Raw genomic sequence first — 17811 nt, forward strand, 5'->3', positions numbered from 1 at the left:
CCCTCATTTCTCGACGCTATCCCTAGAACTGTTTTGTTCACCTTACTAAATACCACATATTGGGAATTATATTTAGATGTTGGGAATATGGCATTGTCGTCACAATTTGTAAAGCCAAAAGCAACGCATCAACTTCAAATTGGTTAAACCAAAAATCAACACATCAATGGATCAACATGCAAAAACGCCGACTATCATCTATTTATGGCAGTAAAAAATGGATATTCATCTATATTTCCACTAAGAAGAGATACCATTGACAAATTGGTCCAACAGGTAGAAACATCCCACTCCACGATAGGCAGAGTTGTTTTGACACTTAATATGCGGGGAATCACCCCAGATATTCATAAGGAAAATGGAGTTCACACAAGCATATGGCCCGGCTCTACCAACAAATAGCTCAAGAATTACAATATGAGATTGCTACCGGTGTCTTTCAGCTCAATGAGCGTCTGCCGTCTGAACGCGTCCTTGTCGAGCGCTTCAATGTATCCAGAACAATTGTAAGAGAAGCACTTCTTTATCTGGAAATTCTAGGACTTATTTCAATTAAAACTGGCGCAGGTGCGACTGTCATCGCAAAGCAAGCCATAAGCGATTTAGGACCAGACTCACAAAATGTAGGCCCTTTTGAACTTTTGGATGTGCGTATTTTTGTTGAAAGTGAAGCCGCTTATCTAGCCGCTAGTCGTATTTCCGAAATTGAGCTGGAACGCCTCAGACAAATTCTTGATGATATGTCGATAGAAAACCAAACCCAAACCGATGATGAATTAGCAGACCGTGAATTTCACCTCACGATCGCACGCGCATCTGGAAACTCAGCTTTGGAATCAACAGTTGCACACCTGTGGAGTCTGCGTTCAGAAAGTCCCCTTCTCCTTAGCACCAGAGATAAAGCCAGAAAAAACGGTATTAAGCCAGTCATCTGGCATCATGAAGAAATACTCAAAGCCCTAGAACGCAAAGATCCACGCGGTGCCTATGCAGCAATGCAAAGTCATCTTGTCTGGGTCAAAAGCGCGTTCTTAGACTCAACCGACATAGATAGCTCGGCTCCTACGCGCAATCTAAACACACAAAAAATTGAACCTCCTAAATCAGAGACGAATTAAAATGACAAAGCCATTGAAACTAAATCCCGACAGATTGTTTCCAGCCGACTCAAAAGAACGCGATATTGCGCGTAATCTTTATAAATCAGTCGCTGATTTGCCGATTATCTCCCCTCACGGGCACACAGACCCGAGCTGGTTTGCTGATGATGAAGCCTTTCCTAACCCAGCCCAATTGCTGATTACGCCTGATCACTATGTATTCAGAATGCTTTACTCTCAGGGCATTGCGCTATCAAAACTTGGCGTTCCAACAATAGATGGTTCCCCCACAGAAACAGATGGCCGCACCATTTGGAGATTACTCGCCGAGAACTATCATTTATTTCGCGGTACACCTTCAAGAACATGGTTGGACTGGGTGTTTGCCGAAGTCTTTAAATTGGATGTCATGCTGGATACAGAAACATCCGATCTTTATTATGATGTTATGGCTGAGAAATTAAACTCTCCAGAATTTCGTCCAAGAGCACTCTATAAGAAATTCAATATAGAGCTACTTTCGACAACAGAAGGTGCATTGGACGATCTACGTCACCATAAGAAAATCTCAGAATCCGGTTGGGATGGTCGCGTCATTACTACCTATCGTCCAGACAGTGTGATCGACCCTGAATTTGAAGGCTTTCTTGATAATGTTGAAGCATTTGGAAAACTCACAAATGAAGACACAACCGACTGGGCTGGATATCTAAATGCTCACCGCAGCCGCCGCGAATATTTTAGAAATGTCGGTGGAGCAACAGCAAGCGATCACGGATTTGAAACGGCAACGACCGCAAACCTGTCCCCTCAAGATGCTGAAGCTCTTTTCAACCGTGTCATCAAAGGCAATTGTTCAGCCCAAGATGCTGAATTATTTCGTGGTCAAATGCTAACTGAAATGGCCCGCATGAGCTTGGATGACGGCATGACAATGCAAATACATGCAGGAAGTTGCCGTAACCATAACCAATCCGTATTCCAACAATTTGGGCGGGATAAAGGTGCAGATATTCCTGTGCAGACAGAATACACACGCGCTTTAAAACCATTGCTAGATGCTGTTGGAAATGAACCGTCTCTAACTGTTATTCTCTTCACTCTAGACGAAGATAATTACAGCAGAGAACTCGCTACAATGGCTGGTCATTATCCTGCTTTAAAACTTGGACCTCCATGGTGGTTCCACGACAGCCCTGAAGGTATGCGCCGCTTCCGTGAGAAAACAACAGAAACTGCTGGTTTCTACAATACTGTTGGGTTCAATGATGACACGCGCGCATTCCTCTCAATTCCAGCACGTCATGATGTTGCCCGCCGCATGGATTGTGGCTGGTTGGCAAAACTCGTCGCCGATCACAGATTGGACGAAACTGAAGCAGCCGAAATCGCTAAGGACCTCACATACAATCTGCCGAAAAAAGCCTATAAATTATGAAGACTCCAATCATCATTCTTCACGAAAGAGACAATGTCGGCATCGCACGTGCCGACATCGACACTGGCGACACAATTCTTGACGACATACTCGCAATAAACGCGATAAAAAGTGGACACAAAGTCGCCACTAAAGACATAAAAACTGGTGACTCTGTTTTAAAATTTGGACAACATATCGGCACCGCATCGACAAATATTCAGCGCGGTGAGCACGTTCATATCCACAACATAACCGCAGAACGAAAAGAAAATGCAAACTCCGCTTCCAGTAAATGGCAGTCCTCCCCTCCTGAAACGAAAGCCACTTTCCAAGGCTATGTCCGAGCAGATGGAAGTGTTGGAACACGCAATTACATTGGCATTCTAACAACGGTAAACTGCGCGGCGACTGTTGCGAGACAAATTGCTGAACAAGCCAAAACACAGCTAGCAAACTACCCTAATGTGGATGGTGTTGTGGCCCTAACTCACACGACAGGCTGTGGAACATCCTCTTCTGGGGAAGGCACAGATAACCTACGTCGAACCATTGCTGGATTTGCACAACATGCGAATTTTTCAGCTGTCCTCATTATAGGGCTAGGCTGTGAAGCTAATCAGCTAAGTGTGCTACTAGAAAAACAAAGCCTAACTGAAAGTGATCGTCTCAAAACACTACAAATTCAACAAGTTGGCGGCACACGCCATGCTATTTCTCAAGGGTTAGAAATTGTTGAAAATATGATGGAAGAGGCAAACAAAGCCAGACGATCTGAAGTCAGCGCGTCCCATCTTTCACTTGGGCTCCAATGTGGAGGTTCCGATGCATTATCGGGTGTAACAGCTAACCCCTCATTGGGGGTCGCAGTGGATATGCTTGTTCGCCAAGGCGGAACAGCCATACTGGCAGAAACACCTGAGATTTATGGTGCTGAAGAACTCCTGCTGAACCGCGCAGAGACAGAAACTGTCTCGCAAGATCTACTAGAACGTATTGCATGGTGGGAGGATTATGTCGCCCGCAACAAGCAGGAATTAAACAATAACCCCTCTCCGGGAAACTTAGCCGGCGGCTTAACAACAATCCTCGAAAAATCACTTGGTGCTGTCGCTAAATCCGGTTCTTCTCCTCTATGCGGCGTATACCAATATGCTGAAATCATTAAACAAAAAGGGTTAGTCTTCATGGATTCTCCAGGATATGACCCTTGTTCTGTTACAGGTGAGATCGCCTCTGGCGCAAATATGATTTGCTTCACAACAGGTCGCGGTTCTGTCTTCGGGTCAAAACCTGTTCCTAGCCTAAAAATCGCTTCAAACTCAAACCTTGCTACCTATATGGATGAAGACATTGATGTTGATGCCGGCCAAGTCGCAATGGGGACTGAAAGTGTTGAAGATGTTGGAGCCAGAATATTCCAACTTATCCTAGATACAGCATCTGGGCACCAATCTAAATCTGAAGAATTTGGTTTCGGTGACATGGAATTTGTACCTTGGCAAATCGGTGCAACCATATAATTTAAATTATTTAAAATCATATAGTTACAAACTATCACAAATACCATCGACAGGTTTTCAGGTCATGATCGTTTAATACGGGTGTAACAGCCAAGGTATAGTAATGATCATGACCGCTCCCGCTATTTTTGTACGAAAAAATATAAAGAGAACCTCCCCCCTCGTTTTCTTGACTATCCTCTACTCAACTTGCTCCCCTTTAGCTTTGGGACAAGAAATTAGCTCCGCGACAAGCACACCCGTTGAAACAGCAACCTTAGACAATGGGTCAGCAAGTGATCTAACGATTACAGATGATGGATCGATCGAGTGGGACAGTGTAGATGACCAAGTCGCGGTTACCGTAAACTCTTCAAATAACGTTACAATTGACGGAGACATCACTTTAGAAAACTCAGACAATAATGTCGGCGTCAAAATAAACCCAAACCTTTCTTCAACCATCAACCTTTCAGGCGCAATCAATCTTATAGAAGATTACGCAAGAACCGACACTGATGATGATGATGACCTCGACGGACTAATTGCTGAAGGAACAAATAGACACGGAATATTTCTGGAAAGTGGCGGCATCAACACTGGTGATATCATATTGCAGTCGGGTTCAAGTATTTACGTGGAAGGCAACAACTCTACAGCGATCACATTGCAGTCAGGCTTGAATGGTAATTACATACAAGATGGGTCGATATCAGTATATGGTGCAAATTCAACGGCATTAGACATACAAAATGATGTAAACGGAAATGTTCGTGTGAGCGGAGGTGTCACAGCCAATGGTGAAAATGCATCGGCTATTTCCATAGCAGGAGATATTACTGGGAACCTCACTCTGGAAAACACAATCACTTCGACAGGATTCACCAGCACAACTTCATCCAATTATATTGGTCCTGACGATATAGATGACGATACTGCTGCATTGGAAGATCGTTTAGATAATGATGACCTGTTCAATAGCGCTTCCAGCGTCAGCATCGGCGGAAGCATTGCGAATGGTCTTCTTATAAATGGATACCACGATTATGTGGATGATGGGATAGCCGTTGATGATGACGAAACAAAAGATACCATTGATGATTACAATGAAAATCGCGGCACTGGTTATATTTCAACATATGGCTCATCCCCTGCTCTTCAAATTACACCTGACTTAATTATTGGCTCCAGTTCAGATCTTGTGCTGGGTTCTGTTGTTGAGACAGTACGAGACACCCTTGATGACGACGAAGATGAAGACACTAATGAAGTGCTTGCAACCTTCAATTTTGATCAAGGGCTAGTAAACCTGGGAACCATATACGCAGATGGTCAGAATGTTGGCTTTTCCGCGACCGCACTTGAAATATCTGGAAGCGCGGATGGCAACCTCAACACAATCATTACAAATGGAATACTGAACTCAGGAACCATGAGCACCACTGCATTTGAAGCAAATGCAACTACAGTGAATTTAGGACAAGGTGCAATAATATCGTCAATTACAAATGATGGAAGCATCATATCCAATAGTACCGGCTCCAGCGGAAGCAATTCCATTGCAATTCAAATTAGCAATGGAGCCAATCTCGAAACTATTGAAAACACAGGGTATATTACTGCAAAAATCACCGATGATACTGGATATTCAACCGCTATACTTGATCACTCAGGGACTCTAACCTCCATTTTCAATAATGGGTACATTTCTTCATACTATGTAGACGATGATTCCGACGATGACGAATATGACGATAATGACAACAAGATTTCGGAATTTACAGGCCGCTCAATCGCAATAGACGTAAGCCAGCATACGGCCTCACAAGGCGTGACAATTGTTCAAGGAAATACAAATTCTACCTCGCCGTCCATATATGGAGACATTCTTTTTGGAGCCGGCAATGATACGCTAGACATTCAAGATGGAACTGTCGCCGGAGACACATATTTTGGAAGTGGAACAGCCAATTTTTACCTATCAGATGCCACTTACACAGGCGATGTGCACTTTGAAAGCGAAGGCTTCAATTTCCAATCCACACAAGGACAATATTTTGGAAACCTGAACTTCTACAACAATTCTGGATCTGCTGTTTTTCAAAACAATTCCTACTTTTCCGGGTCACTTTTAGACAGTGATAATATCGACCTGATTATTGATACATCCACCATTTATATCTCTCAAGATTCTCCAATTACGCTCAACTCCCTCAATATTACGGGCGCAAGCACGCTGGGTGTAATAATTTCAAACTCAGAGCATATAGACACCCCATACATTACAGCCACCAACACAGCCATTGTTGGAGATTCAGTAACTCTGAGCTCTCAATTCACGAATTTTGTGGGTGGAGATTTTTCTAGAACTATTCTATCCGCCCCCTCTTTAGATGTAGATATAGATAGTATTTCATTTGATACTTCAGGCCTTTCATGGCTTTACAATGCCGAATACATTCTCGACCAAGAGGCCGATGGGAACCAGTCGATTTCTCTTCAATTTTCTCAGAAGACTTCAGAAGATTTAGGTTTGGACGCTCAGCAAGACCGCACATTTGCGTCGTTCATCGAGATGATTAGCAATCAGCAAAATGCTGGCTCGGAATTTGTGAAAATTACTGACGAGACAACTTTCCTTGAAGCATATGAATCCATCCTGCCTCAACATTCCGATGTAGCCCTACGTCATCTTGATGCACACACCAATACACTAAACTCAATGGTGAGCGAGAGAATGGCGCTTTTGCGAGACTCCTCAAACACCTCTAATGGGTTTTGGCTGCAAGAACTTGTGTCTCAGACCACTGTAGATGCTAGTGAAAACGTAAATGCTTATAGTGGACGAGGCTTTGGCTTTACGGCTGGTGTTGATCGACGCATCGGATTTATAGATTCAATGGGTCTTACTTTCTCTATTAATGACGAGAAATACGAAACAACAACATCTGCATTCAATGAAACATCATCGACCAATTTTGCGCTTGGTTTTTATATCGCAGAACGCATTGGGTTTGCTGATCTGCAAATGTCTGCTCAAATTGGTCAGACTAACTTTAAAAGCGAACGAGAGGTCAACTTTGAAGGCTTCAATTCAGACATTGAAGGTGATTGGAGCGGACTCACACAAGCTTATTCAACTCAGATATCCAGCCCACAAAAACTGGGATGGCTTCGTGTAACGCCTCATATCGGCGCAAGTTATATTAGCTTAAATCAGGATGCATATGAGGAAACGGCGAGCAACGGATTTAACCTTGCATTCTCAGAATCAGAGTCGAACAAATTAACTGGATCAGCAGGTGTCTCCCTTGGGGTATTTTGGCCCTCAAATTCAGGCAGGAATTCTTTCGACTTAAGTGAAAACCAACAAAGCAATTCCTCATTAAATGGCTGGCATGCTGCCGTAGACCTTGGAATAAGGGACACATTGTCTTCTACAAACTACGATGCTGTAGCAAATTTCGTTGGGTATGATTCAGCTTTCAATGTTTATTCCGATGAAATATTCGGACAAGCATTTTCAACTGGAATTTCTCTTGTGGGAATTGGTGATTTCGCGTCTTTCAGGCTTTCAGCAAACGCCGAACTTTCCGAAGGTGCCTCTATCTATAGCGGAGCTGCATCTCTCAGATTTAAATTCTAGACCGCCCAATCAATGTAAAAGACCATAAACTCCCAATTATTGCGTCGACTGAGGGAGGCTGTTCTTACATTTGCTCGTTTGAGTTTGTGTTGACAAAACAAAAAATAGCCTGCCCCAAACGAGGCAGGCTTTAAGTAAGGACGGTAGCCCGGGACGACTTTACGAGAAAGCCAAACCACCATTCACATCTAGGTTTACGCCATTGACGAAAGACGATTCATCAGACGCAAGGTAAGCCACGACATCCGCGACCTCATCAGGGTGCCCTTCGCGACCAAGCGCTGTCATACCCGCAACTTTTTCACGAACTTCATTCTTAGAGAATGTATCGTGGAATGTTGTTGAAATCAGACCAGGATCAAGCGCATTCACTCGAATGCCACGTGGACCAAATTCTTTGGCCATTGAGCGTGTGAAAGTCATGACCGCGCCTTTGGAAGCTGCGTACGCCCAAGCGCCGCCACCGCCACCATCGCGAGCAGCTTGTGATGCAAAATTAACAATTGAGCCACCTTTAGGCATGTGAGGTGAAACTGCTTTTGTCATCAAGAACGTAGAATTGAAGTTCAAGCGCATAACGAGATTTACAAAATCCTCGTCCATTTCAGCAAGTGGTTTACGTGCAACTAGACCACCGACCACGTTTACAAGCACGTTGATTTCATTGCCAAAAGCTTCTTGCGTTTTGGCGACAAAATTAGCAACATCTTCGGCTTTGGTCATGTCACCTTGAACGAGGATTGCTTCACCACCAGCAGCTTGTACTGCTTCTAATGTTGCTTTTCCCTCTTCTTCACTATCGAAATAATTGATCGCAACCTTTGCGCCTTCTTTAGCCAATTTAAGCGAGATACTGCGACCAATGTCACGTGCGCCACCAGTTACAATAGCTACTTTGTTTTGAAGTCTCATGGGGAAGTCCTTTTACTTTAGGGATTTTTAAAAAATGAATTATTGGGTTTTTGAGCGAGGCTTAAGCGGTTCAATTTTTCCACACAGCAGCCAAACACTAGCCATGCTTAAAATTGCTAACGTTGCTCCAATAAGGAATGCAGGCGCATAATTTCCACCCTGTGTAAGCCATGGGACCAAATAGGTGAGAGCTGCCGCTCCCAGCTTTGCCGCGGTCCCCGCATAACCAGACAGAGAACCAACAGATTTGCCGCCAAACAAATCGCTTGGAAGTGTCTGAATATTACCAACAGCAGTTTGAAAACCGAACAGAATGGTTGCCATCAACATCACAGCTAACACCGGCGTCACAGCAACAGACATTGCCAATAAAGCCGGAAGCATGATCAAGCCACCAAGTGTGATTGTGAGCTTGCGAGTCGCGTTGACTGACCAACCGGAATTCAAGCGGTTCTGTGCTAAAAGCCCACCAAACCATGCTCCAAACATAGCACCTACATAAGGCACCCAAGCGTATAGTCCGATTTCCTTGACGTTAAATCCAAATTTTTCGTTCAGATAGATAGGTATCCAGAAAACGAACAACCACCAGATAGGGTCAAGGAAAGCCGCAGAGAGAATAGCACCCCAACTCTGTCTACGAGAGAGCATTTCAGCTGTGCCCGGATTATACTCCTCAGCAACCTCACCTGTCACCTCATCAGGTTTTACACGTTGACCTGTGAGAATAAATTCGCGTTCTTCTGGAGTTATCCAAGGGTGCTCATCAGGTCCGGCTTTCATTAAAATCCACCACGGAATCAGCCAAACAAAACCGACAGCACCTACCAAAATAAAGATAACATGCCAGCTAAAATGAACAGATAGAAAGGCAATAATGAGTGGTGATATAATTCCACCAATTGCCGCGCCTGAATTAAAAATTCCTTGCGCGAGAGCGCGCTCATTCACTGGAAACCATTCAGCATTTGCTTTGGTAGCACCGGGCCAGTTTCCTGCTTCCGCAGCACCAAGAATACCACGAAAAATACTAAACGATAGAACACTATTCGCGAAGGCATGGGCGGCTGTCGCTAGCGACCACACTCCAATGGAAATCACAAAGCCCAGACGTGTCCCGATCCAATCGAACAATTTTCCAAAAATCGTCTGACCAAGTGCGTATGAGAACACAAACACAACTGAGATTGTCGCGTAATATTGCTTAGTTTCATCGACAGTTTTGTCAGGCCAAATTTCTTTAGCCATGTCTGGCCATAGATAACCAAGCGTACCACGGTCGATATAATTGATAATTGTTGCAATCGCGACGAGCCCGACGACCCACCACCTTAAACCGGAGATTTTCATGATGCAGCCTCCTCTAAAAAGCCTTTAAATATGATGGGGTTATCGCAGCACATGGACTGGGCCGCTCCATTCTATGATCTGATCGTCCAACTCTAATTGATGCGCTGCGTCTTTTGACGTGTCATCCGCAACCAAAAACTGAATAGTTTTGTCATTTTGAGTGACCAATTTGTACACAGCCACATCCTCAACTTGATCAAAGTCGATGGAAACAATGGAAGAGCCATTGAAAACAGCTGTTTCATTGTCTGCGTCATACGAGCCATCTCGCTCATAAACTGTGACGAAATTCACCGTATCTGAATTGGCACGAAGGATCATTGCCTCTTCAGACCTCAGATTGTGATCAGGGTCATTTGCTCCCAATTTAGTAAAGATCGCTTTGTATGGAGTATCAGACGCGAACGTAACTGTTTGAAAAGCAGTCCCTAAGAAGAGCGAAACTTCCTGACGGCCTTCTAATTGCTCAGTCTCTCCACTTTTCCATAAGTGTTGATATCCAAAATCAGTTCCCAATGGCGCTAAATTTGATGTTTCATATTCAATAGGAAACTGGGACTTAATTAGATCACCCTTATAGTGCATGGGCAGATCATATTGGTGATCCGTATCACTAATTCCACGCATGATATCAATAACATAAGGCTGTTGCCCATCGTCACGGGGCACCATCGCTACTACACGCTGAAGGTTCACACCATCATAAGCTGTATCAACTTCAGCCGCTGCAATTTGAACACCGTTAACAACGCCATATTTCAATACATCTGGGCTATATTTCTGCGACAATCTCCAGTCACCGCCATAGTGACTTACTTCGTCAACAGCCAACGTATTGTGAGCAATTGTTTGCTTTGCCCAAGAATCATTTTCTGGAAGATAGCGCCCCCCAAATTTGGAAACGATATTCAAGAAACGAGACGCACCATAATCAGCGACGACTTCTTGACCATTGTCATTATATAGGAAACCTAATTTATCGAAGTGGCCATGACCTAGCCCCTGCGTCGTTGCTTTTAGAACAACTGCTGAGTCATTTGTTTTTTCACCCGAGCGAAGCACAATCAGAGCGCCATCTTCACCATTAGAACCATCTCTAAACATTTGAGATTTAAAATTGAATGGCTTGGCGAGCCCCGCCTCAATATCGTCCAGAACTTTCTTTCCTTCTGGAGTTGGCACAACGTCACCTTGATATTTCACAATATCCAAGAAAGCAGGGTCTTTTGTAAGGTCGTATGCTATAGCAACGCCATATTTCAACTCGATCGTATTCAAGCCTTTTGAGCGAATAGCATCATTGAGCGGGAAAAATTTGCCAGCATAACTCAACTGCAAAGTCGTCGAAATTGCTTTAAGGATGATGCCATCGCGATAGTTGAATATTTCACGCTCTGGCTCATTCTTCTGAATGGCTTGAGAGAACAACAAAAATGGCATCATAGCATAGCGCTGATAATATGGGCCTTCTGCGTAATATCCATCTGGAGAAAACAGGATATCCATCTGCTTGAGAAAGCCGGCTTCTCCATCTTGATTCAATCCGTAAAGCGACTTCTCCACACGCTCAGGCTGATCGAGCACATACCCAGTCATACCAACAGCTGCGGCTGCCCACGTGCCATGATTGTGGATGCGGTCAAAAGTTTGCGGCGACCCCTCGGACAAGAAATCGGCCATTGGGCCCAATACACCCCGCTCGATTTTCTCACGATCCTCTGGACTGATGTCATCACGAATGACTTCATACCCTTGAATGGAGTAAACGAGCCAAACCGCTTCATTCAGTCCCTGCCAGAACAAACGCCCAGCTGTCGAAGGCTTATGCTCTGGGTGCAATCCTAAAGTGGGATACAGATCAGCGTAATCGAGCAACACATCGCGTGCAATATCGCGATATTTAGTGTCGCCTGTGTAATCATACAGCATGCCTGCTTCATAGATCGTTTTATAGTTTTCTTTGTGCTGCTCATGTACAGGTCCACCACCCGCATCAACCGGAACTGGAACAGGAATACCAGCTTCAGCACGCGCGATAATGGTGTCGCCAAGCTTTTGCATTTGTAGTTTAAATGCTGACTGTTCAACTGTGCCTGACACTGGTGCGACTGCTGCTGCGGTGACGGCCAAAGGTGTCGTTGATTTAGTGTTGTTATCGAAAGACACACACCCTTGCACGCAAGCTGCCATGCCAAGAGCAACAACTGATTTGTTGATTTTTTTGTACGTTAAAACTGACATCTACTTACGCAAGTCCTCTATGTTAAGAACTGATGCAGTCTCATCACCATTGAGGGAATTACCCTCCAAAAATGGCTTTGGTTTACCAGTTGTAATAACAAACTTAAACGGTTGTGATTGTTCGATTTTATTGCCTTCGAACGTCAGAACCTGCGCACCATGTAACAAGGCTGATGGCCCACCAGCTGTGCCTACATTTGTGAAAGTAGAGCCTTTAAAACTAACAAGAGGCCCAAAAGTACTTTCATCACGGCCACCCCTGTACACAATTACAGCTGGCCCGGCGATATTGGAAAAATGAGAATTTTCAATCTCTAAAGACTCAACATTATACATCCCAAAATCATCAGTTTCTGCATCCAATTTCACGACAGAACCTGAAACGTCTGAGAAATCTGAATTGATGATTTTTATATCTTGAAAAAGCGTACCTTTTGATGCGTTCACAATAGCAAAGCTACGATTGACGACAAAATCACTGAATGTGGAATTTTGAATGATAAGCGTGTGGTTGCTTCCACCAGCTACTGATGTCGTAGTGATGAAACTATTGCCAACATTATCTGGTGCTCTTGCTCCAGACACGTTCACACCACTAAGTTTCAACCCTGCTTTGCCGGAAAGAACGAACATGTTCTTGCGCTCAAACGAAAGGTCGACGCTACCATTTTGTTCAGCAACAATAGTAATTGGGAAATCAAGCTCAATGATTTTGGCTTCATTGTAAGAACCTGGTGCAAGTACCAACCGGTCTCCTGCCTCTGCAGTCTTGATTGCATTTGAGATTGCATTTTCATCCGGCGAAACGGCAATATCTTTGCCGGTATCAAATGGCGAACCAGTTCCTACTTTGGGATACCACGACACGCCTGTCGCTTCGCGTGGAACACCATATTCTGAGGCATCTATTTTTTGCTTAAGATTTGGCTCAACCTCAAACCCAGAAGAAATCGCCTCGGGAGGCGCTTGATTGGATTTGTTTCCAGAAAATTCTATCCCACTCATATCATCATGCAGCGTGATCGGAGAAACACCATCATCACTGATTATCGTATTGTTTTTAAAAGATGAATTAATCGGAACGGCAGAGCGCTCATTGTCGCTCCCCTCACCGAGTTCCATAGCAGCAATGTTTTCAAAAACATTGCCTTCAATCATTGCGCCATTCACTTGGTGATATCTGTTAATCGGAGAATTTGGCACACCATTCATGACAACCAACCCTCCAGAAAAACGTTTTCCCGTCAGGTCTTTGAAATAGTTATTCTTGATAGTTTGCTGTGCATTGATGACACGAACACCACCGGTGTAAGGTGTACCATTTCCATCAAATAAATTATTCTCGATCAGATTTCCGTTACCATGACGAAGTGTCAACGTACCGCGAGATTCAAAGAATGTGTTATTGCGAAATGTATTTCCACCCGATTTATTAGAGATAATTTCAACTTCACCACTACAGCGGTCAAAATAATTGTGCTCAACACGTGAATTAGAATTTGTTAGCGAATAGTGGCTTGTCCCAATGCGGAAAGTTTCCCCACCGTTCGAGCCTAAAACAGGGCGTGGTCCAAAATAATTGTGGTGAACAAAATGGCTATTTTCTTGGCTTTCTTCAGTGTTCAAACGAATTGCCATCGTCGGGCCTGAATTAAGCTTACCCGCCAAATGATTGTGATCAAATTCGTTATTTTTACCATACATCACCACCCAAATGTCACGCTGTGAGCGATCTGGATTATTAAAATCATCGATAACGGTATGTGAAACACGCGAATTATTCGCCAATAGTTTGCTATCCACTCGGAAACTTATAACTTCATTGCGAGGTGTGTAACCATTGCGGAAGACCAATCCAGATACGATCAGGTGCTCACCACCTAAACGCAAACTAGATTGCCCTGTTAGAAAGACATTGCCTTCTGTTTCTGCGCTCAACCATATGGGAGCCTCAGCTGTTCCAACACCTTTAAACACAGCATCAAAATCATTCCACTCACCATTCGCCAGAACGATCATATCACCCGGCTGAGCATTCTTCACTGCTTCTTTATATTCAGCTTGGTCCTGCACAAGAATACGCCGAACCGGCGCAAGATCTTGATTTGAAGCACCCACTTCAGAACCAAGAGCCGCACTCTCCTGCTTAGGCACAGAACATGCGACCAACGCCAAGGCGCTTATTGAAACGAGTAACGCTCCAGTTTTCATTGTGCTTTCTCCCGCTGAGTATTTTTTTGTATTTATGACATGAACTTATATTTACACACAAATTTGTCAACCAAAACGTCATACCAATTATATATATTTTTTCCACACCCATCTTAAAAAACAGCCAAACCAGCAATAATGTGATATTTATACTACATTAAATTGATATATTCTTCTATTTTATACCAATAAACCTAAATAGGTATTCCAATTGGTTGACAAACAGGTCAGCATCACGATGTTGGGGCGCGAGTAATAACAATAATCAGCTCACGGAAAATATGATCTTAGGGAGAGGTCTACGTCATGACGAACCATCCAGTAATTTCGAATGCATCGAAAAAAAATAGAACTAGCTTCATCAAAATCGCACTTCTAGGATCAGCAGCACTATCTTTTTCAGTGCCAGCAGCCTTCGCTCAAGAATCGGCAGCAGAAGATGCAGAAGCCATCAACAAACTAGACACAATTGTTGTCACCGGCTCACGCGCAACAATTCAAAACACAATCGATCTCAAAAGAACAAACTCAAGCATTGTGGATGGTCTATCAGCTAAGGATATTGGCGACCTACCAGCTCTTTCTATCGGTGAAGCACTCGAATCCATCACAGGTGCTGCTTCTCACCGTGAAAACGGTGGCGCAACAGAAATCTCAATTCGTGGTTTAGGTCCATTTCTGAGCGCAACAACATTTAATGGCCGTGTAGCGACCAATGGGACTGGGGACCGTTCTGTAAACTTCTCCCAATTCCCTTCTGAACTTATGAACAAGCTGGCCATCTACAAAACGCAAGATGCTAGCCTTATCGAAGGCGGTGTCGCTGGTTTAATCGCTTTGGAAACTCTAAAGCCTCTTGATTACAATCAGCGCCGCGTTCAATTTAACTTGACCGGAAACTACAATCCAGACCAGCAAAACATTGACAACACAATGGCAGGCGACCTTGGTTACCGTGGCACTCTAAGCTATGTGGATCAATTTGAGCTTGGTGGCTTGGGCCAGCTTGGTTTCTCTATTGGTGGTCAACGCAGTGATATTTCCCAACCTGAACAAGAAATGCGCTCATCTAGCCCATCAGGCACATCTCTCTTTGCCTGTATCGCTGACGCAACCGACCCTGACTCACGCGGATATGCAGCTAGCAGCTCTGGTGACTGTGAAGACCAAGGACCAAACTCCAGCAATAATGATGGCTACAACACAACAATCGACCCTGAAACAGGTTTGGCAGTTGATGACGGTCTAGACTATGCATGGGCTGGTTCATCACGTGGATACCGCCAGAACGACACTCACGACACAAGAGATTCACTCTTCACTGCCCTTCAATGGCAGCCAAATGATCGTCTTGATATCAATGCAGACCTACAATGGTCCGAACGTGTTCAGAATGAAGATCGTCACGACCTAAATTTCTCAAACATGAAACGTAGCGTTGCCGGCGACACATTAGACAGCCTCGTATTCCAAGACAATGGTGTTGTACAATCCATAACAACTCAATCTGACATCGAGTCCAATGGAGAAATATACGAACGCACAGAAGAGTATCTAGGATACGGCCTTAGTGGTTCGTTTGATGTGACTGACAAACTCACAATATCTGCTGATTATTCTTTCTCTGAGACGACAAGAGACGAACTTCAAGCGTCTATTCGTGTCTCAAGTCAGGGTGGTCCAGGTAGTGGCGGTCGTGAAAACCTAAGCTGGGCGCGTGATGGCGATGGCTTTGTAAACTACACAGTGCAAGATTTTGATGTCACAGACATTTCAAACTACACAGATGGTGTTCGCCTTCGCGTAGACCGCGATGCAGAGCGCAGAAATACTGTTGAAGCTATTCGCTTTGACGCAGAGTATGACTTAGGCATGGGACCGATCACATCAGTTGAAACTGGTTTCCGCTTATCTGATCTAGAGTATGTAAGTTATGCCGCCACGCGTGACGAATACAATGCCAGTGACTTTGATTCATCCAGCGTACCTTGTGAAACTGGTTTTGCGGAAAGCGGTTTCTTATCCAGCGCCTCTGACGCTTTGGTAACTCAAATCGATAGTGACGGAAATGTTGTAAGTACAACAAACACTTGGGCTGTCTTCGACAATCAATGTCTAGTTGACTACATCCTTGCTGAAAATGGTGAAACATCACTTGTCTACCCTGACAGTGACCCAGACAGTCTAGACAACACCAATGTCTTAGAAACAACCCTGGCTGGTTACGTTATGGCCAACTATGACACGTCTCTAGCAGGCAAGCCTTTCAGTGGTAATTTTGGTCTTCGCGTCGTTGATACTAAAGTCAAATCTCTTGGTAATCGTACGCCTGTAGCGGTAATCACAAACCCAGTTGATGGCACACTTTCACTTGAAACAGATGGTGATGCAGTCGTTCTATTCGGTAAAGGTGAATACACTGAGTTCCTGCCGAGCTTTAACGGAACACTAGAGCTTCGTGACGACATTCTGCTACGTGCCGGATTATTTAGAGGTATGTCACGTGCAGACCCCGGGAATATGACATTCGGTCGTGATTTCAACGAAAACAACGAAGAAGATGCACCAACAACTATAGAAGAACTGATATCAGTTGAAGGTTCCGGTAACCCAAACTTCCAACCATTAATGTCTTGGAATTATGATATTGCTGCTGAATGGTATCCAAACGATGACTCCATTCTGGCTGCCAGCATCTACTATAAAAACTTCACAGGCGGATTTGAAAACTCAACCGTACTCGAAGACTTTATCATCGATGGCGCGACTGTTACTTTACCGGTTAGCGTAACGGCCACGAATGAAGACACTGCAGCTCTTTACGGTATTGAACTTACAGCGTCTCACAACTTCTCCTATCTTCCAGGTCTATTTAGCGGATTTGGTGCCAAAGTTAGCTTAAACCTTGCCGAATCAGACTTTGAATTTGAGGACAGTCTATATGGTGACCTCGGCTATAGAGACGCCGATGGTAACCTTATTCAGACAAATGTCGGCATCCTTCAACCAGGTAACGTACCTGGCTTCTCTGATGTCGTTGCTTCTGGACAGATTTACTACCAAAAAGGCAAATTCGACAGTTCACTCATTTACAAATACCGCAGTGAATACTTCCAACCATACACAAGCAATGGAACACGCTTGCGTTATGTTGGTGATGTTGGTGTGTGGGAAGCTCGCGCTTCATATGATCTAACAGAAAATCTGTCTCTTACAGTGTCAGGTATCAACCTGTTCAACGCACCTAAGGAGCAATACTTCTTCACCAATGATAACCTGGGTGAGGTAAACTATTACGGCCCTCGTGTATTCTTCGGAATCAAAGGAAAATTCTAGAATTCATTTTCTAGATTTTCTAATAAATGAAGCTGCTTGAATTGGCATGACAAATTGGTTAACATGTCAATTCAAGCTCTCATTCCGAAGCTTATA

At 44.1% G+C, this 17811-nt stretch carries 9 protein-coding genes; 5 read left to right on the forward strand and 4 right to left on the reverse strand.

Translation table 11 applies throughout. From position 1 onward, the window contains the following. The first annotated feature begins 377 nt into the window (after nucleotides 1-377). The 4 genes from HBAL_RS13925 (at nucleotide 378) to HBAL_RS13940 (ending at nucleotide 7665) form a co-directional block, all read left to right on the forward strand. Nucleotides 378-1118 (forward strand): FadR/GntR family transcriptional regulator, encoded by a 741-nt coding sequence (locus HBAL_RS13925; RefSeq protein ID WP_015828588.1) that lies wholly within the window; start codon nucleotides 378-380, stop codon nucleotides 1116-1118. 1 nt (nucleotide 1119) lies between these two features. Then, entirely contained in the window at nucleotides 1120-2538 is a 1419-nt protein-coding gene (gene uxaC, locus HBAL_RS13930) for a glucuronate isomerase (RefSeq protein WP_015828589.1), read from the forward strand. Next, nucleotides 2535-4040, forward strand: coding sequence for a UxaA family hydrolase (locus HBAL_RS13935; RefSeq protein ID WP_015828590.1), 1506 nt, complete (start codon nucleotides 2535-2537; stop codon nucleotides 4038-4040). The genes uxaC and HBAL_RS13935 overlap by 4 nt, the downstream gene beginning before the upstream one ends. Before the next feature lie 103 nt (nucleotides 4041-4143). Further along, nucleotides 4144-7665, forward strand: a complete 3522-nt coding sequence (locus tag HBAL_RS13940; protein ID WP_015828591.1) for an autotransporter outer membrane beta-barrel domain-containing protein — start codon at nucleotides 4144-4146, stop codon at nucleotides 7663-7665. A gap of 159 nt (nucleotides 7666-7824) precedes the next feature. Here HBAL_RS13940 and HBAL_RS13945 read toward each other — a convergent pair whose 3' ends face one another. The 4 genes from HBAL_RS13945 to HBAL_RS13960 are packed head-to-tail and all read right to left on the reverse strand — an operon-like array spanning nucleotide 7825 to nucleotide 14379. Then, nucleotides 7825-8577: an SDR family NAD(P)-dependent oxidoreductase gene (locus tag HBAL_RS13945; protein ID WP_015828592.1), complete on the reverse strand. Its 753-nt coding sequence runs from the start codon at nucleotides 8575-8577 to the stop codon at nucleotides 7825-7827. Between the two features lie 39 nt (nucleotides 8578-8616). Further along, nucleotides 8617-9927: an MFS transporter gene (locus HBAL_RS13950; RefSeq protein ID WP_015828593.1), complete on the reverse strand. Its 1311-nt coding sequence runs from the start codon at nucleotides 9925-9927 to the stop codon at nucleotides 8617-8619. Between the two features lie 39 nt (nucleotides 9928-9966). Continuing rightward, nucleotides 9967-12168: a heparinase II/III domain-containing protein gene (locus HBAL_RS13955; protein ID WP_015828594.1), complete on the reverse strand. Its 2202-nt coding sequence runs from the start codon at nucleotides 12166-12168 to the stop codon at nucleotides 9967-9969. Further along, a complete protein-coding gene (locus HBAL_RS13960; protein ID WP_015828595.1) occupies nucleotides 12169-14379 on the reverse strand; it encodes a chondroitinase-B domain-containing protein in 2211 nt (736 codons plus the stop codon). A gap of 306 nt (nucleotides 14380-14685) precedes the next feature. Between HBAL_RS13960 and HBAL_RS13965 the strand changes: the two genes are divergently transcribed. Continuing rightward, a complete protein-coding gene (locus HBAL_RS13965) occupies nucleotides 14686-17715 on the forward strand; it encodes a TonB-dependent receptor (RefSeq protein WP_015828596.1) in 3030 nt (1009 codons plus the stop codon). Nucleotides 17716-17811: the final 96 nt, after the last annotated feature.

The sequence above is a fragment of the Hirschia baltica ATCC 49814 genome, from assembly GCF_000023785.1.
Taxonomy (GTDB): domain Bacteria; phylum Pseudomonadota; class Alphaproteobacteria; order Caulobacterales; family Hyphomonadaceae; genus Hirschia; species Hirschia baltica.